The organism is Myxococcus xanthus, assembly GCF_006402735.1.
Classification (GTDB): Bacteria; Myxococcota; Myxococcia; order Myxococcales; family Myxococcaceae; genus Myxococcus; species Myxococcus xanthus_A.
The window spans coordinates 5,648,051-5,673,446 of the sequence record NZ_CP017174.1; the positions used below are offsets into that span (position 1 = coordinate 5,648,051).

Genomic DNA, 25,396 nt, shown 5'->3' on the forward strand with positions numbered 1-25,396 from the left:
CGCGTCGCTACTTCCTGGCGCGCTGACGCTGACGCTTGAGGCTCTCCAGTTGCCGCTTGGCCCGGTCCTGCGCGGCTTCCACCTGGGACTGCGCCGCCGCGGGCCCCTGCCGCGCGAAACGCGCCAGGGTGCTGATGGTGGGGTGCTCCAGCAGCTTCAGCAGGGGCAGGTCCTGTCCCAGCACCGACTTGAGCTGTGTGTGCACCTGCACCATCAGGAGCGAGTGGCCGCCCAGGTCGAAGAAGTTGTCGTGCACGCCCACCTGCTCCACGCGGAGGACGCTGCGCCACACCTGGGCAATCTGCTCCTCCAGCTGCCCCTGCGGCGCGACGAAGGCCGCCTTCGCGGAGCGCACCACGTTCGGCGCGGGCAGGGCCTTGCGGTCCACCTTGCCATTGGGCGTCAGCGGGAGCGCCGGCAGCTCCATGACGAGCGACGGAACCATGTGTTCCGGCAACCGCTGCGCCAGGGCGTCGCGCAGCGCGGACGCCTCCACCGTGGCGCCCTGCGCGGGCACCACGTAGGCCACGAGCCGCACGTCGCCGGGCACATCCTCGCGCGCCACCACCACCGCCTCGCGCACCGAGGGCTGGGCGGTGAGCGCCGCCTCGATTTCCCCTGCCTCGATGCGGAAGCCACGCACCTTGAGCTGGTGGTCCACGCGGCCGAGGAACTCCATGGTGCCGTCGGGCCGCCACCGTGCGCGGTCACCCGTGCGGTACAGCCGGGCCCCGGGCTCACGGGCCCAGGCATCCGGAATGAAGCGCTCCGCCGTCAGCTCGGGCCGGCCCAGGTAGCCACGCACCACGCCCGCGCCGCCGATGTACAGCTCACCCGCCACGCCCACCGGTGCCGGCTGCAGCCGTGCATCGAGGACGTACAAGCACGTGCGCAGCAGCGGCGTGCCGATGGAGACGACCGCCGCCGTCTCCTCCGCGGCCACGCGCGCCGTGGAGGACCAGATGGTCGTCTCCGTGGGGCCGTACATGTTGAGCAGCTCGGCGGACTCCGGCAGCGCCTTGCGCAGGGACGCGGCCAACGCGCCCGGAAGGGCCTCGCCGCCCACCATCAGCCGGTGCAGGCCGCCCAGCGCCTCGACGGACTCGGGCTCGGACAGCAGCGCGCGCGCCAGGGATGGCGTGCACTGCAGGTGCGTCACGCCGTGCTCGCGGAGCTGCTCGGGAATCGTCTTCGCCGTGCCCGCGCGGCGGCTGTCCCGCACGCAGCGCTGCCGCACCTCGTCCAGCAGCGGCAGGCTGGCCAGCACCGTGTCGGCGGGAATGCCGAAGTCGATGAGGCAGCCCACCTCGTCCACGCCCAGGGCCTGGAGCTGCCCGACGCGCTCGCGCACCGAACGCGGCGTGCCGAACAGGCCGCTCGTCTCGAAGTAGCGGTCGAAGGCATGGCCGGCGAGCCGGTCCAGGTCCGCCTCCGTGGCCGAATCCATGTCGATGCCCAGCGTGCTCCCCAGGCCTCGCATCAGGTCGGCCGAGCTCTTGAGGTAGTTGCGGAAGGGCTGCTCCACCACCTCGCGCACCTTCGCCATGTCCTCGCCGATGAAGGTGTGCAGCATGAGGGTGACGTGGCCCTCGCCCGCGTGGCCCGCGTCGCGCCAGGCCTGACGGTAGAGGGACAGCTTCTTCTCCAGGTCCTCCCACGTCTGCCCCAGCAGGTGCGTGAGGATGTTGCACCCCAGCCGGCCCGCGGAGATGAACGTCTCCGGGTTTCCCGCGGCGGTGAGCCACACGGGCAGCTCCGCCTGCACGGGACGGGGGCGCAGCTTCACATCCACCTGCGCGCCGCCACCGCCCGGGAAGCGCACCGTCTCCCCACGCCACAGCCGGCGCACGGTGTCGATGCCTTCCATCATCAGCTCGCGGCGCTTCTCGTACTTCTCCGGCGCGAAGACGAAGTCATTGGCGTGCCAGCCGGAAGCGACGGAGATGCCCACGCGCCCGCCGGACAGGTTGTCCACCAGGGACCACTCCTCCGCCACGCGCACGGGATGGTGGAGTGGCAGCACCACGCTGCCCGCGCGGATGGCCACGCGCTTCGTCACGGTGGCGACAGCCGCGCCCACCACGGAGGGATTGGGGTACAGGCCGCCGAAGGCGTGGAAGTGGCGCTCCGGCGTCCACACCGCCGCGAAGCCGTGGGTGTCCGCGAACTTCGCGCCCTCCAGCAACAGCCGGTAGCTGCTCTCCCCGCGCGACACCTCCGCGTCATCCGCGAAGTAGAACAGGCTGAAGTCCATGGGGCGCTTCCGGGCCCCCACGGCGCGAGCGGGCGCCTTGAGTGAGGCCCCCTCCCCTTGCACCACCACCTTGAAGCCGCGGGTGAGCGTCCACAGCAACTCCAGGACGGAGATGTCGAAGGAGATGCTGGTGACGGCCAACCAGGCGCCCGCGGGCGAGTGGCCCACGCGCACGTCCATGGCGGCGAAGAAGTTGGCCACGCCCCCGTGCGGCACCACCACGCCCTTGGGCCGCCCCGTGGAGCCCGACGTGTAGATGACATACGCCGCGTTGTCGGGCGTGGTCCCCAGGGCCAGCGGTGACGCCGGCGTCGCCGCGTAGGGCTCCGCGGTATCCAGCAGCACGGTGTGCAGGCCGGCCACGGGCAGCGTCCCCGCCAGGTGGGACTGCGTGACGAGCACGCGCGCGCCCGAGTCCTCCAGCATGTACGTGAGCCGCTCCCGGGGATAGTCCGGGTCCAGGGGCACGTAGGCGCCGCCCGCCTCGAGGATGCCGAGCATCCCCGCCACCATCTCCGCCGAGCGCTCGGCGCACAGGCCCACGCGCACCTCGGGGCCCACGCCCAGGCCTCTCAGGTGCAAGGCCAGCGCGGACGCACGGCGCGCCAGCTCCGCGTAGGTGAGCGTCCCATCCTCGGCGACCACCGCCACCGCGTCGGGCGTGCGGGCGGCCTGCTCACGGAACTGCGCGTAGATGCAGTGCGAAGGGTCCTGGGAGAGCGGCGCCGTGAAGTCGTTCCAGCGCTCCAGCAGCGAGCGGCGCTCCGCGTCGTCGAGCAGCGGCAGGTCCTCCACACGCGCGTCCGGAGCAGCGACGATGCCCCGCAGCAACGCCTCCAGGTGTCCCGCGAGCCGCGCCATCGTCTCGGCCGAGAAGAGATCCGAGCGGTACTCCAGCGCGCCCTCCAGCCCTCGCGGCGTCTCCACGACGGCGAGCTGCAGGTCGAACTTCGCCGTGCCCTCCACGGCGCCGTCCGGCACGGGCAGCACCGGGCGCCACTGCATGCCCGGCACGTCCATGTCCACCGGCGGCAGGCTCTCCAACACCAGGTTCGCCTGGAACAGCGGGTTGTCGCCGCCACGGACCGCGCGCGACGCGCCCACCACTTCTTCGAAGGGCAGGTCCGCGTGGGCCAGGGCCTCGTGGAACGTCTGGCGCATGCGACCCAGCAGCTCCCGGAAACGGGGCGCGCCCGACACGTCCGCGCGGAGCACCAGCGTGCTGGCGAAGAACCCCACCACGTCACGCAGTTCGGCCCGGTCCCGCTGCGCGAAGATGGTGCCCAGGCCGAAGTCGTCCTGACCGCTGTAGCGGTGCAGCAGCGCCGCCCAGGCCGCCGCGAGCGTGACGAAGAAGGTACAGCCCTCGCTCCGGCCCACCGCCTTGAGCGAATCCACCAGCTCGGCCGGCAGCGCGAAGCGGTGGAGCGCGCCGCGGAAGCCCGGCTCCCGGGGACGCGGGAAGTCCGTGGGCAACTCCAGGCGCGGCAGGTTCTCCAGCTTCCGCGCCCAGTAGGCACGCTGCCCGTCCAGCGCGCCGCCCAGCCCGTGCTGCCAACGTGCGTAGTCCACGTACTGCAAGGCGGGCGCGCCCAGCGACGCGGCGGCGCCAGCCACCTCCGCGCGGTACAGCGCGGCCAGCTCCCGGGCCAGCACACCAATGGACCAGCCATCCGTGACGATGTGGTGCTGGGTCATCAGGAGCACGTGCTCCTGGTCCTCCAGCGCCACCAGCGCCGCACGCACCAGCAGGCCCTCTGACAGATTGAAGGGCGCCTCGCCCTGGGCCCGGGCCAGCTGATTCAGCCGCGCGTCACGCTCGGCGGGCGACAGCGCCCGCAGGTCCTCGCGGGCCACGTCCAGCGGACGCAGGGGCGGCAGGAACTGGCGCGGCTGGCCCTCCACTTCGGGGAAGGCCGCGCGCAGCACCGCGTGACGCGACAGGAGCCCTTGCAGCGCACGCTCCAGCGCGGGCACGTCCAGCGCACCGGAGAGCCGGAGCTGGAAGTGGACGTTGTACAGCGCGCTCTCGGGCACCAGCCGGTCCAGGAACCACAGGCGCTGCTGACCGGGCGACAGCGGCAGCTCTCCCTCCAGCGAGCCGGCCTTCAGCGGCGGCACGGCGGGCGCGGCGGAGCCCTTCCACGCGTCCACCAGATGCGCGGCGGCGGCCCCCAGCGTCGGGTGCTGCCAGAGGAAGGCCACGGGCAGCGACACACCGAGTTCCTCTTCCAGCCGGCCGTGCAGCTCCAGCGCCATCAGCGAGTCGAGCCCCAGGCTGGCCAGCGACGTCTCCGGCGCCAGGGACGCGGGCGCCGCGCGCAGCACCCGCGCGGCCTCCACGCGGAGGAAGTCCACCAGCAGCGCCGGACGGGCCTCCTCGGACGCCAGGGCCAGGCGCTCGCGCAGGGGCGCGGACGGCGTGGAAGGCACGGCCTCCGCCACCGGAGCGGCCTCCTCGCCCGACACCTCCACCACCTCCAGCGAGCCCGCCAGGAAGCCATCACGACAGGCGCGGCGCTGAATCTTCCCGCTCGACGTCTTCGGAATGCTCCGGGCCTGGAGCAGCACCACCGTGTGCGCATGCACCTGGTGCTCATCGGCGAGCGCGCGGCGCAGGGCGCCCACCACCGCCGCGCCGTCGAAGCCCTCTCGCACGTCGACCTCGGAGACCACCACCAGCCGCTCCTCCCCCTCCACGTCCACGGAGAAGGCGGCGCTGCAGCCGGGACGCACCGCGCGGTGCGCGCGCTCCGCGGTCATCTCCAGGTCCTGCGGATACAGGTTCCGGCCCCGGACGATGAGTAGATCCTTGAGACGGCCGGTGATGAAGAGCTCGCCCTCCGGCGACAGGAAGGCCAGGTCACCGGTGCGGAGGAAGGGCCCCTCGCCGTTGGCGAGCCGCGCGCCGAAGGCATGCGCCGTCTCCTCCGGACGATCCCAATACCCACCCGCCACGCTGGGGCCAGCGACCCAGACCTCACCCACCTCGTTCGAGGCCCGAGGCACCCGCGTCTCCGGGTCCACGATGAGCAGCCGCTGGTCCGGCGCACCCTGACCGGAGGACACCAGCGTGCGCGCCGTGGGCCCCTCCGCCGCGCCAGACGCGGGCTTCGCGCGCCCCAGCTCCAGCGAGCCGGTGTCGTAGCGCTCCTGTACACACGGCGTTCCCTTCACGCCGCCGCTGACGATGAGCGTCGCCTCGGCCAGGCCGTAGCAGGGATAGAAGGCCTCGCGCCGGAAGCCAGCGGGCGCGAACGTCTCCGCGAAGCGCTCCATCGTCTCGCGCCGCACGGGCTCCGCGCCGTTGAAGGCCAGGTCCCAGTGGCTCAAATCCAGACGGGCCACGTCTTCGGCGCGGGCCTTTCGCGCGCACAGGTCGTAAGCGAAATTGGGTCCACCACTGACCGTCCCCTTGAAGTGGGAGACGGCCTCCAGCCAGCGCAAGGGCCGCTGAAGGAACGCGATGGGCGACATCAACACGCACGGGAAGCCCAGGTAGAGCGGCTGCAACACCTTTCCGATGAGCCCCATGTCATGGAACATGGGCAACCAGCCCACGCCCACCGAGCGCTCCGCCTGCAACCCGAAGTCACGCGTAATCAACGACTCGTTGTGGAGGATGTTGGCGTGGCTGACCTTGACGCCCTTCGGGTTGCCCGTGGAACCCGACGTGTATTGCAAGAAGGCCAGCGACTCGGACGTCAGGTCCGGGCGCTTCCAGTCCGCGGCCTCGGCTTCCGGCACCGCGTCACTGGCAATCCACTGCAGCTCACCCAGCTCAGGAGCCTGCGGCGTGAGGAACTCCGCCATCTCCTGGATGGTGCTCGTCGTCAGCACGTAGCGCGCGCCACAGTCCCGGGCGATGGCGCGAAGGCGCGGCAGCGTGCGATCCAACCGCGTGGGGTCCGGCGGGTAACACGGCACGGCGATGACGCCGCCATACAGACAGCCCATGAAGCCCGCGACGAACTCCAGGCCGGGCGGGTAGAGCAGCAGCGCCCGCTCCCCCTGCGCGCCCAGGGCACGCAGCCGAGCCCCCAGCGACCGCGCCCGTGAATCCAGCCGCCGGTAGGTCCACTCCTCCACCGGGCCGTCCACGTCTCCTGTCTCCAGGAAGCGATACAACAGCGCGTCGCCTTGAGACTCGGCGCGTTGACACAACACGTCCACCAGGGTGGGGAAACAGTGAGCTCGCGGCTCGATGTGCTCGGTCATGTCTTCTCCAGCGCTGGACACGGCCCGGGTTGACACGCGGCCACGACCCTTGACTGAGCACGGAGAACCCCCGGCAGACATCTTCCGGCCAAGGCTCCCCGAGACAGCATGCCGCTTCGCCCGGAAGAGGAAGCACGCTCGTACCGCGCTTGAGCCCGCCCCCTCGATACAGCGCAGCTTGTGCCACCGCCGTTGCCTGCTTGTCCATATAAACGATAAGATCTATTATTACAGCGATAGCGGTTCCTGATAAAAAGAACGCGGTATCCGGTTGGACGTCCCGGCCGCGCTCACGAAGACTCTAGCCATGCATCTGACACCGAGCGGCGCACGTCCGCGGAAGGCCCGCTGACGGCATGGCATTTTCAAGCAGGCACGTCGTCACACACCCTGCCCGGGTCTTCAGTCTCATCTGGCTGGGTCAGCTCATCTCGTCGCTGGGGACGGGGCTCACCCAGTTCTCGGTGGGTGTCTTCGTCTACCAGAACAGTGACTCCGTCACGGAGTACTCGCTGGCGTCCTTCTTCGGGTTCCTCCCGATGGTGCTGCTCGCCCCCGTCGCCGGCTCCATGGTGGACCGCAGCAACCGCCAGCGGGTGATGTTGCTGGCGGACCTGGGCGCGATGATGGCGATTGGTTTGATGTGGTGCCTTGTCGCGGCGGACCGCGCCGGGCTGTGGGCCCTTCAAAACTGGCACTTCTATCCGCCCCTGGCGCTGAGCGCCGCCTTCAGCACCTTCCGCATCCTGGCCTTCTCCACGACCACGCCCCTGCTGGTCTCCAAGCAGAACCTGGGCCGGGCCAACGGCATGGTGGAACTGGCCATGAGCGCGGGCCAGCTTCTGGGCCCCGCGATGGCGGGCGTGCTGGTGGTGAGCATTGGCTTGCAAGGCGTGTTGCTCATCGACCTGGCGACCTTCCTCTTCGCGGTGGCCACGCTGCTGAGCGTGCGCATCCCCCAGCCCGAACTGACTGCCGAGCAGGCCGAGGCCAGGAAGTCGCTGTGGACGGACATCGCGCTGGGCTGGCGCTTCATCCGCGAGCGCCCCGGCCTCCTGGGCCTGCTGGCCTTCAGCTCCGCCGTCAACCTGTTCTCCGTGCTGGTGACGGTGCTCATCACCCCGCTGGTGTTGAGCTTCACGGACCCGACGACGCTGGGGCTGGTCGTCTCCTGCTCCGGCGTCGGCATGGTGGCGGGCGGAATCACCATGGGCGTCTGGGGAGGCCCGAAGCGGCGCATCCGGGGCGTGTTGGGCGCGGAGCTCGTCGCGGGCCTGGCCTTGTTGGCGGCGGCGCTCCCCGCCAGCGTATTCCTCGTCGCGTGCGCCGCCTTCGTGTTCATGTTCACCGCCCCCGTGGCCATGGGCTGCTCACAGGCCATCTGGCAGAGCAAGGTGCCCCCCGCCATCCAGGGACGGGTGTTCGCCACGCGCCGGATGCTCGCCCTGATTGCCCCGCCCATCGCGGCGCTGCTCGCGGGTCCGTTGACGGACAAGCTCTTCGACCCCTGGATGGCGCAGGGCGGCGCCCTGGCCAGCACCTTCGGCCAGGTGCTGGGCACCGGGCCGGGCCGCGGCATTGCCCTGCTCTACGTCTTCCTGGGCTTGATGCTGGCGGGCAGCGTCCTGCTGACCTGGTCCTCTCCGCGCGTGCGGGGCGTGGAAGACGAGCTCCCGGACGCGCTGCTGCCCCAGGCCGTCCCCGCCGCTCAACAGCAAGCCTGAGCCGCCGCGGCGCGTCCGCTGGTCAACGCTCCGCGCCCGGCGAGCCTATCCTGTTATTCCTGCTTTACTGATTGCCGTACAGTCCTTGCAGCTCCGGCTCCCCGGAGCCAAGGCCTCCGCCCGCCCCAGGCGTGGAGCGCCCGAGAAACCCTCGACCGCAAGGAGCACAAGCATGTCCGGCAAGTTCGTGTCACGCAGTCTGGCCCTGCTGGGAATCTGTGGGGGCCTGAGCGCCCTGGGAGGCTGTGGCGACGCCGAGCCAGCGCCCACCGCCCTCGAACCGGTGGGCCAGGTGGAAGGCGCCGCCATTGTCGACACCATCACCGAAGGCTCCTACGTCATCCGCTCGGTGATGACGAACAAGTGCATCGACGTCGCCTCGTCGAGCACGGCGGACGGCGCCAAGGTGCAGCAATGGGATTGCAACGGCACCAATGCGCAGCGCTTCCGCGTCACGCCCACGTCCGGGGGCTACTTCAGCATCATCAACGTGAACAGCAACAAGGCGCTCGACATCAAGGAGGCGAGCACCGCGGCGAACGCGCTGGTCCACCAGTGGGGCTATGGCGGCGGAGCGAACCAGCAGTTCCGCTTCGTGAAGGAAGTGGGCAGCGAGTTCAGCATCCGCGCGCGTCACACCGACATGGCCATTGACGTGTACTGGGGCAACACGGCCAACGGCACGGAGCTGGTGCAGTACCCCTACGAGCAGCGCACGAACCAGCGCTGGACGTTCGACCGCATCGACGGGGGCGGTGGCAACCCCGGCACGGGGCTGGCCGCCATCCTGAGCGAGTCCACGTTCAACGCCATGTTCCCGAACCGGAACCCCTTCTACACGTACAGCAGCCTCATCGCCGCCGCGAGCACCTTCCCGGCCTTCGCCAACACGGGCTCGCTGGAGACGCGCAAGCGCGAGGTGGCGGCCTTCTTCGCCAACACGGCCCATGAGACGGGCAACTACGTGTACGTGGAGGAGATCAATCGCGGTGACTACTGCGGCGCATGGGGTCCGCCGGGCTGCTACTGCGTCGCGGGCAAGAAGTACTACGGACGCGGGCCCATCCAGCTGTCCTGGAACGGCAACTACTGCGCCGCCGGCACCGCGCTGGGGCTGCCGCTGCACACCAACCCGGACCTGTTGGCCCAGGACGCCAACGCCGCGTGGCGCTCCGCGTTCTGGTTCTGGACCACGCAGGCCGGCGCCGGAACCATGTCCGCGCACCGCGCCATGGTCGACGGCCGCGGCTTCGGTGAGACCATCCGCACCATCAATGGCTCGCTGGAGTGCAATGGTGGCAACCCCGGCCAGGTGCAGAGCCGCATCAACAACTATCAGCGCTTCACCGGCATGCTGGGCGTGAGCCCTGGCGACAACCTGGGCTGCTGAGACGCGTCACCGAGGTGGGGATGGATCGCACCTCCACCTCACGCCTCACGCCGAACGCCGGGCGGCCTCATGCTCCAAGCCGCCCGGCTCCAGCACCTCGCCCTGGCAGCACCCGCGTCCGGAACCGGGCAGCCCCCTGCCCCGTCTCCCGAAGGAACGCGCTGCCGCGCCTGACGGCGCTCCCCGCCTCAGCCGCACTCCCGGAACGTCCCCCCCCCGAGCCGCCCTGGGGTGCACCGGACAACGCCAGCATCCGCCCTGAAGAGTGCATTGGAGGGATGGGTCTGTCTTTACCACCCGGGTGGTATGGGCAACGCGCGCCAGAACTCCTGAACAGTCCGTGTCTCGCGAAGCCCCCGCTCCGCGCCGCCCGGAATAGCAGGAGACCACGCAGTGCATCACGACATCAGACGCTGAAGCAGGGTGCCTTGGCAGACGCCGAGTCCGCGACGACCTGCGCCGTTGGCAAATCTGACTCACCCAAGCCAGCGAACGGAGCCCAGGTGCATTGGCTCCACTGTCTGCATTACCGTCCATGAACATACCACCCGGGAGGTACAGACACGCGGCGCGCCTGCCAGGAACCATTTGGGTGGTGCAGGTGCATGTTTTCGTCGAACTCGCCAGTGCGGCTCCGAAGGAGCACATGCGCGCACGTATTGAGCGCGTCCACGGAAACTTCCGATGAGGAGTCAGGATGGGAATTCCAACACGAGACGAGGACGTCGCGTTGCATGCGCGCATCCTCCAGCGAGAGTCGGTGGCGAACGTGGACGCGTTTGCGGTCTTCGTCGACCCCATCATCGCAGCCGTGAAGTACGCCCGAGGATGCACCTACGAAATGGCCCGTGACGCCGCCATCGACGTGTTGCTCGACTACCTCGAGGCACCCGAGCGCTTTGATCCGCAGAGAGGTCGCCTGTTCTCCTACCTGGCGCAATCCGCGAAGAACACGGTCACTGACTGGCAGCGCTCGGCGACGAGGCGCCAGGTGCGTGAAGAAAAGTTCGGCATCCTTTTCGAACTTCTAGGGAGGTCTCCGAAAGACTGTTTGGAGCAATCCGCGGAGGTGAAGCGCGTCGTGGAACGCATCGAACAATCCGACCTCTCTCAGGTGGACCGCGCGTTCCTCGGACTCATGCTCCAGGGAGAACGGTCGACCCAGCGGTTTGCCGAGGTACTCGGCCTGGGCTCACTCCCCGCAGTCGACATCCAGCGCGAAGTGAAGCGCAACCGTGACCGCATCATGAAGTGGCTGGTGCGCTTTGGAAGGGAGGTTTTCGGTGACGAATCCTGATTGGCTTGAGAGTGCGGCCAGGCGGAGCACAGAGAAAGCCTGGATGCTTGGCCATGTGTTCGAGCGCTACCTCGCGATTGAAGGCATCACCACCACTGACCTCGCGAACCAGCTGGGTTGCTCGCTGGAAGAGCTCCACTGGATGTCCCTCTGCCGACGTCCCGTTGGTGCTTCTTTCGCAACGCAGACCATCGCGGTCGCTCACCGCTTCGCGGTCAACGAGCGGGCCCTGGTCCGAGTGCTTCGACACGTCGAGGTCATCGACGCGCTGACATCCGATACCGAAGGCGAGGCGGTGACCGGCGCCAGTCGCATCCAAATCGCGGCCAGAGACCGCTTTCATGACGATGAGGACACCCCATGATGGGTCGTTGGCTGGATGAGGCCATGGTCATCAGCGGGCTCCAGGCATGCACTTCCTATCCGCGCGACCTGGCCGTAGAAGCCCCATACCAGCTGTCCGTGGAGACGGTGCCCATCCCCAAGCTCACGACAGCGCACGTGGCGGAGTGGACATCGAAGCGGAAGGTTCCGCATCCCATCTCCGACACCGACCGGGAAATATACGGGTGCATGGTCGCCTGGAAAGGGAGTGCCCTGCTCTTCCACGATACGGGTGACTCGGAGGATGAACAGCGATTCACCGTGGCACATGAGGTCGCGCACTTCGTGCTCGACCACGTGATTCCCCGCGAGCGAGCCCTGCGCCACTTTGGAGAAGGAATCCTCCCCGTCCTCGACGGAAAGCGAGACGCAAGCCTGGAGGAAAAACTGTCCTCGGTTTTCGGACAGGTCCCGCTGGGTGTCCAGGTCAAGCTCATGGATAGGAACCCGTCCGGGCACCTTGCCTCTGGAGCCATTGCGGAAGCCGAACGGCGAGCCGACCGGCTGGCGCTCGAGTTCCTCGCGCCAGCAGAGCTCGTGCGGCGGATGCTCCGTATCACCCCAGGAGAAGACGGCGTACCGCGGGTGGCCAGCCGCTTCGGTCTCCCTGAAGACAAGGCCAGGGGCTATGCCCGCGCGCTCATGCGACAGGAGCGCGCCCAGCGATTCTCCATCATCGAATTTCTTGGCGAAGACAGGAGCTAGGCATGGCGGGTGGTTTTCACGCCGAAGACGGAGCAGACCTCGTCGGTGACGACGACTTCTTCGACGCGTTTGGAGAGGATCTGCTGACGACGCTCAACCTCGACACATGGTCGCAGGGGCTCGACCTGGAGAGCGTCATGGCACGGTTCCGAAAGGAAATCGCCAATGCCGTGGACAAGGAGGGCGTCGTGAAGAAGATCATCCGGCAACAAGTCCTCCCGAAAATCTCCGCGAACTCTCGCGGTGGTGCCAAAGAGGCTGGAGTCTACAGGGCCACACCCGAAGAATTGGCCACGGTCCATCAGAGCCTGCTCTTCTCTGGGAAGGTGGAGGCCGTCAACAGCATCTCGACGAGCCACGAGAGCCTGCCAATTGGAATCACCCAGATTGGAATCGCCGCTGTGGGTTACGGAGGGACGAGCGGAACATTTTCTCAGCGACTGTTCCGGAAGGAGATGTCGGACCAGCGTTCGAATCCAGTTCAAGAGGCACTCGCGTGCATCGACCAGCGGATGGACAGGTCGGCCAGTCCTCGCGAGAAGTCGCTTTCCAAACTGGCTCGCCGCGGCATCAAGACCTACGCCGAACGGGCCGTGCTCGTGGACAAGTCCGAGGCGGAGTGGCGTATCGGGCATGGCAATCCATGCTCTTACGAACTCATCACGGGTTCGGGCTACATGAGCCTCCTGCGCGCATCCATCACTGTGCTCAGGCGCCTCATTCTCCAGCAGAAGAAGTTCGTGTTCGTGCCAAGCACGCTCGAGGAGCGGGGCATTCTGACCATTGGTCATGCGCTCCAGGCTGGCGAGTACGTCATCTTCGAAACGCTCGAACGCTATGGGAGGCGGGTCATCGAGCAATGGAAGTACGGGGACCGCAGCCAGAACCTCGCGGCGAAGTTCGTGCAGGAATGCTGCCCCGAAGTCATCTCCGGTGTGTTTCGCGCATCTGAGCGAACCCCTCCCCGCTCATTCTATGCGCATCGCGACCACGTCCACCTCGCGGCGCGAGTCGCCATGGCGGACAGCATCCTCCGACCCGATCGGGGATTCCCCATGCTGCTCGATGTCGCGGAAGCATCGTGCCGGAGCGCCTTCGGTGAGGATGGATTCATGGGCCTCGTGCATGACGCCTATGCCCAGGCAGGCGCCAACCTCGAGTTCTTCAACGAGCACACCAAGCGCCATTAGGCCAGGGGGACCATGAACATGGCTGACGACGGCAGGGGGCAGCGCGCGCCGGGTGCCGGGACTTTCCGGGGGCAATCCGCCGCTTCAGGACAGGCTGGGACCCGGTCTGGTGACGTGTCGGAGGATCCAGGCAATTGGGGCGATCCACCGCCCGGCCACCCCGCGGCAGGAATTGGACCGTTCAGGCCAGGGGCGAGGCCCACCAACGGGCCCACACGCCCCGCCCCCATGCCGGGCCTGGGCGTTGGCCGGCCGCCGCCCGAGAAGAATGGTCAGCACCGCGCTGTCCCCGCGGCGGCAGCACCTGTCATGAATGGCAAGGCCCCTGGGCCCGTGTCCCCGCGGGAGCCTGACGGTGAGGTCGTTCGACCGACCCCAACGAAGACGCTGAACGAGCTCGACGAACTCAGGAACCAGGCCCATACCGGTCCCCAGGTGGATCCAGAGCTGGCGGCGGCGGTGGGTTTCACCCACTTCGACGTCACATCCAGCCAGGACAACCTCATCACCGTGCTGCTCACGCGTGAGGATTTGCACCTGCTCGCGTCCCAGACGCTGGTCCGGGTGAGGTCGAGGGAGGACAACCGCGCCTACCTGGGCGTCGTCGTGCGGGGCCCCTTCGCGGAACCGAACGCGGTGCCCGCCAACTCCACCATGGCCATTGGCGTGGTCACCCACGGCAAGAAGCTGGCGTACACATTCGACTATCACGGGCGTGCGGAGATTGAGATTGTCGGAGAGGAGGTCGAAGGCACGCTGAAGCCTCCCCGCTTCCGGCCCCGGCCGCAGAGCCCCGTCTTCCTGCTCGACGAGGCGGAGAGCGCTCGCGTGCTGGGCGTCGGCGGCGACATGTGCCTGGGGCTGGTGGTCGGGTACGAAAAGATGGAGGCCCGGCTCAATCCCCGGGACAAATCCATCCTTCCACGCCACACGGGCATCATCGGAACGACGGGCGGCGGCAAGTCCACCACGGTGGCCACGCTCATCCACCGAGCCCAGGCGGATGGCATCGCGACCATCGTCTTCGACGTGGAGGGTGAATACACGCACGTGGACCAGCCCACGGACCATGCCGCCATGCTCGAGGCGCTCAAGCGGCGAGGCCAGCGTCCGCAGGGCGTCAAGGACTTGCACATCCACCACCTCACCGGGCGCGACAGCCTCAATCCGCGACACCGGAACAAGCACTCGTTCTCGCTCAAGTTCTCCAGCCTGTCTCCGTACGCGCTCGCCGAGATTCTCGACATGTCGGACGCACAGCAGGAGCGGTTCCTCAAGGCCTACGACGTCACCAAGCTCTTGCTCGAAGACTTCAACATCTACCCGCAGACGGAAGAAGAGCGCCGCCAGGTCCTCGACGTGGACGAGTTGTCCACGGGCTTTCCCCACATGACCATCGACCACGTGCTGGACGTGGTCAGCGCGTACATCTACAGCCTCAGTGACGAAGGCAAATCGGAGACGCGCGGTAAATCACGTGCCACCCCTCGGAAGCAGGCGTCCCTTCTCGAAGAGAACGACGACGCGGAGGCCGACCCGGACGTCACCGCCAAGGCGCCATCGCGCGGACTGATGCTGCGCACCGAGTTCAAGAGCAACTTCGGCCGGGTCATGGCGCGCGTCATGGCCCAGAGCAGCCGGCACGAAATCAGCTGGAAGGCCCTGGCCAGCAAACTCCACCGACTGCGGCGCCTGGGCATCTTCGACGTGGGTAGCGAGCAAGGCGTGGCCTATGAGTCCATGCTCACGCCCGGGCGCGTTTCCGTCATCGACCTGTCGGACACGGACTCACCGCAGCTCAACAACCTGGTCATCGCAGACATCCTGCGAGGCCTCCAGGAAGCGCAGGAGCGACGCTACGAGCGGGCCAACGCGAAGGACCAATCGGTCACGCCGGTCCTCATCATCATCGAAGAGGCCCACGAGTTCCTCTCCGCGAACCGCATTGCCCAGATGCCCGTGCTCTTCGAGCAGGTGGCGAAGATTGCCAAGCGGGGCCGCAAGCGCTGGATGGGGCTCGTCTTCGTCACCCAGCTTCCGCAGCACCTGCCCAACGAGGTGCTGGGCCTCATCAACAACTTCGTCATCCACAAGATCGCCGACAGCTCTGTCATCTCGCGCATGCAGAAAACCGCGGGCAGCATCGACGAGAGCCTCTGGAACCGGGTGTCGCGGTTGGCCCCCGGTCAGGCGCTGGTGTCGTTCAGCAACTTCACCCGGCCGCTGATGGTCGCGGTGGACCCCGCACCGGTGAAGCGGCTGCTGGTGGAGTGACACGCGCCCCGCGTTTCATCCCCCTGACACCTTGGGTGCGGGGGGACTGGACGCGAGGGCCAGCCCTGGCCAGATAGCGGACATGAACCGACGCATGAAGGCCGCGCTCGCGGTCGTGGCCCCGCTGCTCCTCCCGGCATGCAGCGGAACCTCCGACGATGACGGCGATGCCTGCGCACAGGTGCGGGTGTTCGCTCGGCCTGCATCGGGCGACGCCGAGTGCCGGAGCTTCGCGACGCCGTGCGACGTGCCGCAGGGGTACGTCGAATGCTGCGGTGGGTTCCATGGCGATTGCGTGTCGACGGGGACACGATGCGTGGATGACCCGCTGGATGCCTGCTCGCCTGGTTCGGGAGCCAAGGACTGCCCCGGCATCTGCCAGTGACGCCGGGCGAGGGAGACTACGCCTTCTTGTTCTTCTCGCCGGAGGACCTCGACGCGTCCTGCCCCTCCCTCTTCCGGTAGCCCCAGGTGGAGCTCCACATGCCGGGCCCAGTGAAAATCACGGTGATGAGCGTCATCACCGCTGCGCCAATCAGAATCTCGATCACCATGCCGCGCACTCCCCTCCGCACAAACTGTCCGTACGGTAATCTCGAAACCCACCGCCGTGCGTTGTCATGTCGTAACGCTCAGCAGGAAGCAATGCGCGTGAGATAAGGACGCCTCCTAGCGACGCTGCGCCCCGCCTGCCTGCCCGCGCCAGGGCCGCGATGGGGTAGTCTCACGGCCCCATGTCACGCCCCCTTCCTCCTGCGTCGCGGGACCGCAATCGCCTCCGCGCCGCTGCCCTGCTGGCCGCCCTCTTGTCGCTGTCCGCCTGCGAGGGGCGTGGAACACCACCGGGGCCGGATGAACCGTGTGTCGGGGCTGCCTGTGTACCGCAGCAACCGCCCGACACCGCGCTCGAAGGCAGCGTGCGCATCGCGGCCTTCAACGTGCAGCGGCTCTTTGACACGGTGTGCGACTCCAGTGAGTGCGGCGGCAGCAACTACGAGGCGCTGCCCACCCCCTCCGAGTTCGGCCTCCAGGCGGACCGGCTCGCGTCCGCCATCTCGCGACTGAACGCCGACGTGGTGCTGTTGGCAGAGGTGGAAACCCAGGCCTCGCTCGACGCGCTCACGTCACGGCTCCCCCGCTTCGGCTATTCAGAACTGGGCGAGACGGGCGCACCGGCGTCCGTGGACGTGGCCGTCCTCTCCGTTCACCCCATCACCGACGTCCGCGGGCATCGGGAACGCACGCTGTGGCGCCCGGATGGCTCCGCCACCCGGTTCTCCCGCGAGTTGCTGGAGGTCCACCTGGACGTGGACGGGAAGAAGGTCATCGTCTTCTCCGCGCACTTCCGCTCCAAGTCCAACGACGACGCCGGGCGCCGCTTCGCCGAGGCCGTGGCGACGCGGGACGTCGTCGCGGGCGCGGCCCAGGCGGCTCCAGACGCGCTGGTCATCCTTGGGGGAGACCTCAACGACGTACCGGGCTCGGAGCCCATCACCGCGCTGGAGCGCGACGGCGCGCTGCTGCGCGTCTCCAGCGACCGGCCGGACAGCGAGACGTGGACGTATGCCTACCGCGGCGACCTCCAGGCCATCGACCACCTGTACCTGGCGCGCGGCGGGGGCTCGTATGTGCCCGGCTCGTTCCGCACGGCGAGGGACCCACGGGGCGGCTATGGCGGGTCAGACCACGCCGCCGTGTACGCGGACTTCCTGCCCGTGCCCTGAGGCCGGCTCAGGCCGTCGCGGGAATGGCCTGGATGTCGAGCTCGAGATCGATCTTCTCGCTGACGAGCCAGCCGCCATTGTCGAGCGTCTTGTTCCAGCGGATGCCGTAGTCGGTGCGGTTGATGGTGGTGCGCGCAGAGTAGATGAGCCGCGAGTTGCCCCACGGGTCCCTCGACGTGCCGATGTGCCGGGCGTCGAAGGCCACGGGCTGCGTCACGTTGCGGATGGTGAGGTCACCCAGGAGACGGAAGCTGGCGCCGCCCGCGGGTTCGACCTTGGTGCCGCGGAAGGTGAGCCGGGGCGCGGCCTCGGCATCCAGGAAGTCTGGAGAACGCAGGTGCGCGTCCCGGTCTGTCGAGCCGGTGTAGATGCTCGCCGTTTCCACGGTCATCTCGACTTCACCCTGAGTGGGCTGCTCGGGATTCACACGGAGGATTCCGGAGAAGCGCTCGAAGCGACCGTGGACCCGCGCCACCACCATGTGGCGCGCGACGAAGAGGATGGACGAGTGAGAAGCGTCGATGTTCCAGGTGCTGACAGACATGGGAGGGCGCTCGGCGGATGAGGGGGCGGGGAAAAACCGGTGCGCGCCGGGGGGCGCAAGCTGACCCTGCCTAGATAATGACCCACTCATTGAAACTCCATGCACACGGTGTGACGAAGCCGGATGCACGAGGAGCCGCGCGCGAAACACGACAGTCTGGAACTTGCGATGGTTCCGTCTCACCCTTCCGCTTGAGCGCGTGTTGCGGGGAGTGGAGTGGACGTTCCTGCATCGCTCGCGTCGGCGGCCCTCGACCCAGCCCAGCCCCACCGGAACCCGCGTACCCCCGACTTCAAGTCGCTGTCATTTTGCGTGAAGCCTGAAACGGGGGGATTCTGCTTTCACGGTCAGGCCGGGGGGAGCCGTACCATGTGACAAGTGCTCCTTGCCGCACCGTGGCCACGCCGCCTCGTCTTGGAGCCACGTCATCGCATGCGGATCGCTGTCATCGCCACGTACACGCACCCCACCCGGCTGCGCCTCAAAGAGCCCTCCATCATGCAGTCCTCCGTGCCGGAGCTCATCGCCGGCCTGTGCCCCCCGCACGCGGAGGTGGAGATCTTCAACGAGAAGGAGTGCGACATCCCGATGGACCGCCACTGGGACCTCGTCTTCTTCTCCTATCTGCACTCCTTCTACGAGCACACCAAGGTGCTCTCCACCCTCTTCCGACAGCGCGGCATGACGACGGTCGCCGGCGGCCGTCACGCCAGCTACTTCCCGGACGACGCCCAGCAGTACTTCGACGCCGTCATCACCGGCGAGCCCGAGGCCAACGTGCCCGCGCTCATCGAGGACTTCGAGAAGGACAAGCTCCAGCCGCGCTACCAGCGCCCGCCACTGGGCCCCGCCGCCATCCGGCCCTACCGCTACGACCTCATCGACTTCACCCACAACAAGCTGCGCCTGCCCGGCATCGAGGCCTCACGCGGCTGCCCCTTCTCCTGCAACTTCTGCGTCCTCACCGGCAACGAGCGCTACCGCTATCGCCCCGTCGCCCACGTCATCGACGAAATCCAGCAGCACATGCACTGGAACCCCAACTTCATGGGGCTGATGGATGACGCCTTCGTATTCCTCGACAACAACCTCGGTGGCTCACCGAAATACCTGCGCGAGCTGTGCGAGGCCCTCATCCCGCTCAAGAAGACGTGGGGCTGCGCCCTCACCTTCAACGTCCTCAAGGACGAGTCGCTGGTGAAGCTGATGGCCAAGGCGGGCTGCCGCTACGTCTACACCGGCCTGGAGTCCCTCAACCCCGACTCCATCAAGGCCATGAACAAGGGCCAGAACAAGCTGAGCGAAGTGGACGCCGTCATCCGCCGCGTCTTCTCCGCCGGCATCCTGTTGTCCTTCGGCCTCATCGTGGGCTCGGACGGAGACACCAACGCGTACCTGGAGAAGCTCCCCGAGTACCTCTCCGACCTCCAGTACTTCTCCGTCACCTTCCTGGGCATCGTCTGTCCCTACCCGGAGACGCCCTTCTTCCGTGAGCTCCAGGCGGAGAACCGCCTGCTGCCGGGCACCTTGAGCCGCGACTACGACGGCTACACGCTCTGCCACCGTCCCAAGAACCTGGACACATCGGAGGTGGTGGAGCACTTCCACCGGCTCTGCGCGCAGCTCGGCAGCCTGCCGAACATCGCCCGCCACTACTGGTCCAAGCTCACGATGAGCGACATGCCCCGGTACAAGCAGACCATCCTCTTCTCCGGGCCCGAAATCGTGAGCATCCGAAACCCGGTGAGGAACACGGCACGGCGCTACATCGCCGGGCAGGACGCCTTGGAGTACTGGGACACGCAGCAGATGGCCCAGCTTGGCCTTCAGCCGCAGCGGCTCACGTGAGCGCCGCCGCCAGCATCGGCGCCGTATCCTGAGGACCGGACTCCAGTCGCTCCACCCGCCGCAGCTCCGCCTGCGCATCGATGGCGGTGAAGATGTCACGCGCGCGGGCGAGCAACGCCGTGCGCCGGTGAGGCAACGCCGCCGCCGCGTCCAGGTAGCCCACGCCCGTCTCCCAGCGGTTGGGCGTGGCCTCCAGCACCTTGAGCGCGCGGTCGAACAACGGCTCCGCGGCCTTCGCGCCCCGCTCGAGCGCCTTCGCACGCGCCATCACCCGCATGGCCGGGCCGCGCAGGTACGGATAGAGCGCCCCCAACGCTCGCGCCTTGAGCGCGCAGCGGCGGTAGAGGGCCCACAGCTGCTCGCGCGGCACGGAGACGGCCCCCTGCTCCAGCGCGAAGAGCGCGCCCTCCGCCGCGTCCACGAGTCCAATCTGGAGGAAGGGCACCAGCACGTGGTAGCGCCACAGCGCCTCGTCGGCGCGCACCGCCATCAGCGCCGCTTCCTCCACCTGGTGCTCGCGCACCGCCACGTTGACCAGGTGATTCAGGCTGGCGCACTGGTTGGCCAGGTCCTGTACGTCGATGCTGATGCGCAGGCCTTCCTCCAGCTCCGCGCACAGCTCGCCCACGTCCCCGTCGCCACGCAGGTAGCGGCACATGGGGACCCACGCGTGCGACCACCCCTGATGCATCAACGCGTTGAGTTCCACGCCCACGCGGCCCATCTCGAGGTACGCACGCTCCGCATCCTCGAAGCGCGAGGCCATGAACTGGCTGGTGGCCAGCATCATCAGGCCCGTCTGCACCTCCCACATGTCCCCCACCTGCCGCAGCAGCGCCACCGCCTGCTCGCCGTACTCCGTGGCGCGGGCCTGCGCGTTGGTGAAGATGGACTGCGTGGCCAGCCGGCTCAGCGCCACGCCCTCCGCCGCCGTATCCCGTGAGCGCCGCGCATGCTCCAGCGCGCGCTGGCACCAGTACCCCGATCGCCCCACCATCCCCGAGCCGAACAGCAGCGAGCCGTAGTAGCTGGTCGCCAGGCTCAGGCCGTACTCACTGCGCGAGCGCTCCGCCATTGTCGTGGCCACCAGCGTGGCCCAGGTGAGCTTCCCGATGTCCGCGAAGTAGTAGATCTTGATGAGCGAGATGAGCGTGGACAGCTGCTTCAAGTACAGCGGCAGCCGCGCGCCCAGTGGCCGCACCAGCCAGGGGAACAGGCCGTAGAGCAGGTGCAGCCCCATGGCCAGCACCGAGCGCAGCACCAGCGCCGCCATGCTCCGCGGCATCGTGCGCCCCATGAGCTCCAGCGCCGTCTCCAGCTCCTGGATGGCGCGCTTCGACTCGCCCTTCTCCTGGTGGGCCCGGCCCAGGCCCAGGTGAATCTCCGCGCGGCGCGGCACCTGCTCCTCGTCCGCCAGGCACTGCTCGAACATGAGGATGGCGCCCGCGTAGTTGCCCGCGTTGAGCAGCGTCTCCGCCAACTCCTTCATCACGACGTGCGTCTTGCGCAGGACCTCCTCCGGGTCCAACGCCACGGTGCCACCCAGAATCTCCATGGCCCGGTTGTAGTGGTGGACGGCGTCGTCGTTGGCGTACTGCTCGCGCGCGCTGCGCGCCGCCATCAGCGTGTACTCCAGGCCCTTCACCTCGTCGTTTCCCGCCAGCGAGTGGTAGGCCAGGATTCCCGCCGACTTGACGGGGTTGTCCCCGGCGCGGGCCTCGATGAAGCGCGCCATGCGCCGGTGCAGGTCCTCGCGCGCGGACACCAGCAGCGTGGTGTACGCCACGTCGCGGATGACGATGTGCTTGAAGATGCAGGTGAAGGGCTCCTCCAGTTCCAGGAGGATGAGCCCCAGCCGCGTCAGCGTGTCGATGGCCTCGCGAATCCGCTCCGGGGACACCGAGCCGGGCGCCAGCGCGGCCACCGCCTCCAGCGTGAAGATGCGGCCCACCACGGAGGCCACGCGCACCACCAGCTTCTCCGTCTCCGTGAGCAGGTCGATGCGCGCCAGCACCACATCCTGGATGGAGTCCGGCAGCTCCAGCCCCTGCAGGCTGCGCTTGAGTTCCAACCGCTCCGCGCCCGGCGCCACCGGTCCCAGGTAGCCCTTCTCCACCATGCCCTGGACGATGGACTCGGTGAAGAACGGGTTGCCCTGCACCTTGGCCAGCAGCAGGTCCTCCAGCGCCGTGTCCGGCGTCTCCATGCGCAGGTGCAGCCGCAGCAGCGCCCGCGTGTCCTCGTCATCCAGGCTGGACAAGTCCAACCATCGCAGCCCGGGCAACCCCTTGAGGCTCTTGAGGTGCACGCCCGGCCGCATCGTCACCAGCAGCGTCACCCGCAGCGGGGACAGCCGCGCGGCGACGTACTCGATGAGGTCGACGGAGATGTTGTCGGCCCAGTGCAGATCCTCGAAGAAGAGCAGCACCGGCGCCTGGCGCGACAGCTTCTCCAGGAGCTGGAGGATGATCTGGAAGAGCTTCTGATTCTTCCGCCGGGCATCCAGGTCGCGCGTGAGGGACGACTCCTCCACGTGCAGCCCCAGGATGCCCGCGAGCACGGGTATCCATTCCGGTCCCGTGTCCTCCAGGCCCGCGAAGCCCTGGCGCAGCCGGGACAGCTGCGTCTCCACGTCGTCGCCTTCGTGCAGGCCGAAGAGCTGGACCAGCACCTCCTTCCACGGGAAGAAGGGCGTGAACATCTCGTACGAGTAGCAGATGCCGTAGAGGCTGTGGGCCCCCCGCGCCTCCGCCACCTCCACCACCTTCGCGCCCAGCCGCGACTTGCCGATGCCCGCTTCGCCCGACACCACGCAGATGCGGCCGTGGCCCTCCAGCGATTCGTCGACGGCCTGGCGCAGCGCCTCCACCTCGCGCTGCCGGCCGACGATGTCTCCCTTGCCCTTGAGGAACAGGCTGCGGCGCACCTCCGCCGACAGTCGGTAGACAGGCACCGCGCGTGACACGCCCTTGAGCCGCGCATCCTCCACGAACTCGGTGTCGAAGCCGCCCTGGTGCAGCTTGCGCTCCGTCTGCGCGTCGATGTGGATGCCGCTGCCCTGCCCGTGTGTCATCAGGCGGGCGGCCATGTTCACGACTTCGCCGAGCGCGGAGTACCCCTTGCGCCAGGGCGACCCCATGTCGCCGAAGTAGGCCGGACCGGTGGCGATGCCAATCTGCAGCGATGAGACGAAGGGGAAGGACTCCCGCTCCCGCATCAGCTTGCACGCGAGCCGGCAGGCCAGCACCTCCTTGCTCTGCAAGGCCGTGGGCGCGCCGAAGATGACGTAGAGGACGTTCCCCTTGTCGGTGAAGTCCGTCATCAGCAACACGCCGCCGTGGTGTGCGCTCTCCCGCTGGACGTATTCGTAGAAGGCGTTCAGCTCGCGGGTGAAGTCCTCCGGCCGTGCGGACGCACGTTGGCTGTCGAAGCGGAGGAAGAAACAGGTGACATCGCGGAAGTCGCCGCTGAACTCCTGGTGCGCCGTCGTGATTTTCGTGAAGAGCACCGGGTGCAGCAGCAGCGAGCACCGGGCCACCATCTCCGGCCCCGAGGGCAACACGAAGCCGGGCGCTGGAGGCACGCGCAACGGCACGGTGGGCGCCAGGCGGTACGCGTTGCCGCGGGCCTCGCCTTGACGGGCCGGCTCCGGCAGCAGGGCCCACGCCTCCGGGCTGAGCAGCACCTCCCCCACCGTGGCCCGCTTCTCAGCCGCCACCGCCTGCGCCAGCGGCTGGCCGATGAGCGCGGGGTGCATCCACATGCCCGTGGCGCCCAGCACCACCCGGTGGGCTTCGCCGAACCCGATGCCGATGCGCGACGACACGCTGAAGCGCTGGCCCAGCAGCTCCAGCTGCGCGAAGCGGGACAGCCGCTGCTGGACGTCCAGCGCACACCGGGCCGCGCGCTGCACCGCGCCGCTGGCGTCCACGCCCGGCTCCACCTCGAAGCAGGCCAGGATGGAGTCACCGGCGAACTGGTAGATGTCGCCGCCGTGGTCCTTCACGACGTCGATCATCTCCGTGTAGTAGCTCGTCAGGAGCCGCTGGAGCGCATCGATGCCCCGGGGCCCGGCGCCGCTCAGGCTGACGACGATGGGCGTGAAGCCCGCGATGTCCAGGAGCAGGATGGCGCCTCGCACCGGCTCCACGAGCGGCAGCGCGTGCGCCTCCGTGCGCTCCAGACGCCGGAGCACGGCGCCGGGGATGTAGGGCGCCAACGTCGCGAGGATGGGGTCGATGTCCACCGGAGACATGGCCGTGCGCTCAGCTCAGGGCGTTGAAGCGGATCCACATGGCCAGCACGCCTACCACCGCATAGAAGCCAATCTCCACCGTCTCCGACACCGGCTGCGCCTTCTTCAGCGCGCCCCAGGTATGGACGACCACCATTCCCGCACACACCCAGCCGATGAGGTCGAAGATGGCGGGGCCTGGCCGTGACACGAAACGGGCCGCCGTGAGGATGATGGCCAGCGCCACCGCGCCCAGGCAGCGCCCGAAGTACACCGTGAGGTGATTGTTCCCCTCCGGCAGCCGCCACCCGAACCAGCGCGCCCACGTCAGGGGCATCAGCAGCAGGGGAATCGCGAAGACGACCAGGAAGAGCGTCCCGGCGATGACGAGGAACCAGCTGGCGAGCGGATGGTCGGGACTGATCATGATGGCGCACTCGAGACGACGCGGCCCGCCCTGCCTGGGTGGCCCCCGCCCGTTCCCCCGAGTGCATCATCCTAGACGTTTTCCAGCGGCTACGGCACGGCCAGGCGGAGCGGATCACGCACCGCGGCCCGGAGGAACTCGGCCACCCGCTCCAGGGAGTCCGTCCGCTCCAGCTCCGCTGGGAAGCGCCGGAACGACTCCGGCGGTCCGTAGAGGATGACCGGCTTGCCATAACGCAGGGCCAGGGCCGCCTCGGCCACCGTGCCCGCGCCCCCGGGCAGTGACACCAGGGCGTGCGGCGTGAGCACGTTGATGTGATTGCGGCTGAGCGGATCCGTCCCCTGCTCTCCGCTGAGCGGCAGATGCGTGTAGATGGGCAGCTCCACGTTGGGATTGGGGTAGCCCGAGCGGGGCCGGTACTCGCCGCCCTCCACCGTGCCTGGGACGATGCCAATGGAGATGCCGTGCCGGTACTCCACCTGGACGAAGGCATCCGCCGCCGTCCGCATCACCCCGCTGCCCGCGCCCGTGAGCAGGTCGAAGCCCGCCTCGGCGATCCACCGGACCAGCGGGATGACCCGCTCCGCGTGGTCCTCCTTGCCAGAACCGAAGACACCGATGATCCGCCGTGGCCTGCGCATGGGCTCTGCTCCTTCCCCCGGTATGACGGGCCCGTCCTCCAGCTTGTTCCAACCGCGCGCCGTATTCCTCTCACGACGGTTCATTGCCCCACATTCCCCCCGCCGGGCGTTCACCGATGGAAGCCTTCACACGTGGAGCGTGACGGATCGGACGCTTCACCTGTCAGACCCCCTCTCTACCTTCATCGGCATGCGACTGGAGGTCGTCCATGTTCGACAGTTGTGGAGGATGTGAGCGCCGCGGAAGCGCTGGTGAAGTGTTCGACTGGTGCGCCCACTGCGAGCTGTCCCTGTGCCCCCGCTGCATGGAGCGCGGCTGCTGCGACAATGAGCCCGCCGAGTCCGGCCGCTCGGCGCCCCGGTGCCTGCCAGAGCCTCCCGAGGACGACGAGGCCACGGCCCTTCCTGAGCACTTCGGCGGCCGGTGCTGCACCCGCGCCCGCGCCGTGGCGTGCTCCTGCGCCTTCCACTGGGTTTGCGCTCACCACGGCGATCAGCACATCGGCACGCATGACTGACGTTCCCGTTGTCCGCTGGGAACG

The 25,396-nt window shown here is 68.2% G+C and carries 17 protein-coding genes; 11 read left to right on the forward strand and 6 right to left on the reverse strand.

What is annotated here, in order from left to right; genetic code table 11:
- Nucleotides 1-7: 7 nt before the first annotated feature.
- Nucleotides 8-6,472 carry a MupA/Atu3671 family FMN-dependent luciferase-like monooxygenase gene (locus tag BHS09_RS22915; RefSeq protein WP_140799003.1) on the reverse strand — a complete coding sequence of 2,155 codons (6,465 nt, stop codon included), beginning with the start codon at nt 6,470-6,472 and terminating at the stop codon, nt 8-10.
- A 356-nt stretch (nt 6,473-6,828) separates the two neighbouring features.
- Here BHS09_RS22915 and BHS09_RS22920 point away from each other — a divergent pair, with 356 nt between their 5' ends.
- The 8 genes from BHS09_RS22920 (at nt 6,829) to BHS09_RS22955 (ending at nt 15,821) form a co-directional block, all read left to right on the forward strand.
- The gene (locus tag BHS09_RS22920; protein WP_140799004.1) at nt 6,829-8,196 is read left to right on the forward strand and encodes an MFS transporter; all 1,368 of its coding nucleotides are present in this window, start codon (nt 6,829-6,831) and stop codon (nt 8,194-8,196) included.
- A gap of 172 nt (nt 8,197-8,368) precedes the next feature.
- Nucleotides 8,369-9,586 carry a glycoside hydrolase family 19 protein gene (locus BHS09_RS22925; RefSeq protein WP_140799005.1) on the forward strand — a complete coding sequence of 406 codons (1,218 nt, stop codon included), beginning with the start codon at nt 8,369-8,371 and terminating at the stop codon, nt 9,584-9,586.
- Between the two features lie 697 nt (nt 9,587-10,283).
- Nucleotides 10,284-10,883: an RNA polymerase sigma factor gene (locus tag BHS09_RS22930; protein WP_140799006.1), complete on the forward strand. Its 600-nt coding sequence runs from the start codon at nt 10,284-10,286 to the stop codon at nt 10,881-10,883.
- A gap of 43 nt (nt 10,884-10,926) precedes the next feature.
- Nucleotides 10,927-11,247 (forward strand): hypothetical protein, encoded by a 321-nt coding sequence (locus tag BHS09_RS22935; RefSeq protein WP_140799007.1) that lies wholly within the window; start codon nt 10,927-10,929, stop codon nt 11,245-11,247.
- A 23-nt stretch (nt 11,248-11,270) separates the two neighbouring features.
- Nucleotides 11,271-11,972, forward strand: a complete 702-nt coding sequence (locus BHS09_RS22940; protein WP_237079779.1) for an ImmA/IrrE family metallo-endopeptidase — start codon at nt 11,271-11,273, stop codon at nt 11,970-11,972.
- A 2-nt stretch (nt 11,973-11,974) separates the two neighbouring features.
- On the forward strand, nt 11,975-13,162 hold the full coding sequence (locus tag BHS09_RS22945) for a hypothetical protein (protein WP_140793237.1): 1,188 nt from the start codon (nt 11,975-11,977) through the stop codon (nt 13,160-13,162).
- Nucleotides 13,163-13,174: 12 nt separating this feature from the next.
- The gene (locus BHS09_RS22950) at nt 13,175-15,436 is read left to right on the forward strand and encodes an ATP-binding protein (protein WP_140799009.1); all 2,262 of its coding nucleotides are present in this window, start codon (nt 13,175-13,177) and stop codon (nt 15,434-15,436) included.
- Nucleotides 15,437-15,518: 82 nt separating this feature from the next.
- A complete protein-coding gene (locus tag BHS09_RS22955) occupies nt 15,519-15,821 on the forward strand; it encodes a hypothetical protein (protein WP_140799011.1) in 303 nt (100 codons plus the stop codon).
- A gap of 16 nt (nt 15,822-15,837) precedes the next feature.
- Here BHS09_RS22955 and BHS09_RS38750 read toward each other — a convergent pair whose 3' ends face one another.
- Nucleotides 15,838-15,990 (reverse strand): hypothetical protein, encoded by a 153-nt coding sequence (locus tag BHS09_RS38750; RefSeq protein WP_162520984.1) that lies wholly within the window; start codon nt 15,988-15,990, stop codon nt 15,838-15,840.
- Nucleotides 15,991-16,170: 180 nt separating this feature from the next.
- On the opposite strand from BHS09_RS38750, the gene BHS09_RS22960 reads away from it, so the two are divergent.
- On the forward strand, nt 16,171-17,160 hold the full coding sequence (locus BHS09_RS22960) for an endonuclease/exonuclease/phosphatase family protein (protein WP_140793242.1): 990 nt from the start codon (nt 16,171-16,173) through the stop codon (nt 17,158-17,160).
- 7 nt (nt 17,161-17,167) lie between these two features.
- Here BHS09_RS22960 and BHS09_RS22965 read toward each other — a convergent pair whose 3' ends face one another.
- Nucleotides 17,168-17,704, reverse strand: a complete 537-nt coding sequence (locus BHS09_RS22965; protein WP_140793244.1) for a YceI family protein — start codon at nt 17,702-17,704, stop codon at nt 17,168-17,170.
- Nucleotides 17,705-18,136: 432 nt separating this feature from the next.
- Here BHS09_RS22965 and BHS09_RS22970 point away from each other — a divergent pair, with 432 nt between their 5' ends.
- Nucleotides 18,137-19,552, forward strand: coding sequence for a B12-binding domain-containing radical SAM protein (locus BHS09_RS22970; RefSeq protein ID WP_174260577.1), 1,416 nt, complete (start codon nt 18,137-18,139; stop codon nt 19,550-19,552).
- Here BHS09_RS22970 and BHS09_RS22975 read toward each other — a convergent pair.
- The 3 genes from BHS09_RS22975 to BHS09_RS22985 form a co-directional block, all read right to left on the reverse strand.
- A complete protein-coding gene (locus tag BHS09_RS22975) occupies nt 19,545-23,807 on the reverse strand; it encodes an AAA family ATPase (RefSeq protein WP_140799013.1) in 4,263 nt (1,420 codons plus the stop codon). The two genes, BHS09_RS22970 and BHS09_RS22975, sit on opposite strands and share 8 nt — an antisense overlap.
- Nucleotides 23,808-23,817: 10 nt before the next feature.
- On the reverse strand, nt 23,818-24,213 hold the full coding sequence (locus BHS09_RS22980; RefSeq protein ID WP_140793249.1) for a hypothetical protein: 396 nt from the start codon (nt 24,211-24,213) through the stop codon (nt 23,818-23,820).
- A gap of 89 nt (nt 24,214-24,302) precedes the next feature.
- A complete protein-coding gene (locus BHS09_RS22985; RefSeq protein WP_140793250.1) occupies nt 24,303-24,854 on the reverse strand; it encodes an SLOG cluster 4 domain-containing protein in 552 nt (183 codons plus the stop codon).
- A gap of 209 nt (nt 24,855-25,063) precedes the next feature.
- Between BHS09_RS22985 and BHS09_RS22990 the strand changes: the two genes are divergently transcribed.
- Nucleotides 25,064-25,372 carry a hypothetical protein gene (locus BHS09_RS22990; RefSeq protein ID WP_140793252.1) on the forward strand — a complete coding sequence of 103 codons (309 nt, stop codon included), beginning with the start codon at nt 25,064-25,066 and terminating at the stop codon, nt 25,370-25,372.
- Nucleotides 25,373-25,396: the final 24 nt, after the last annotated feature.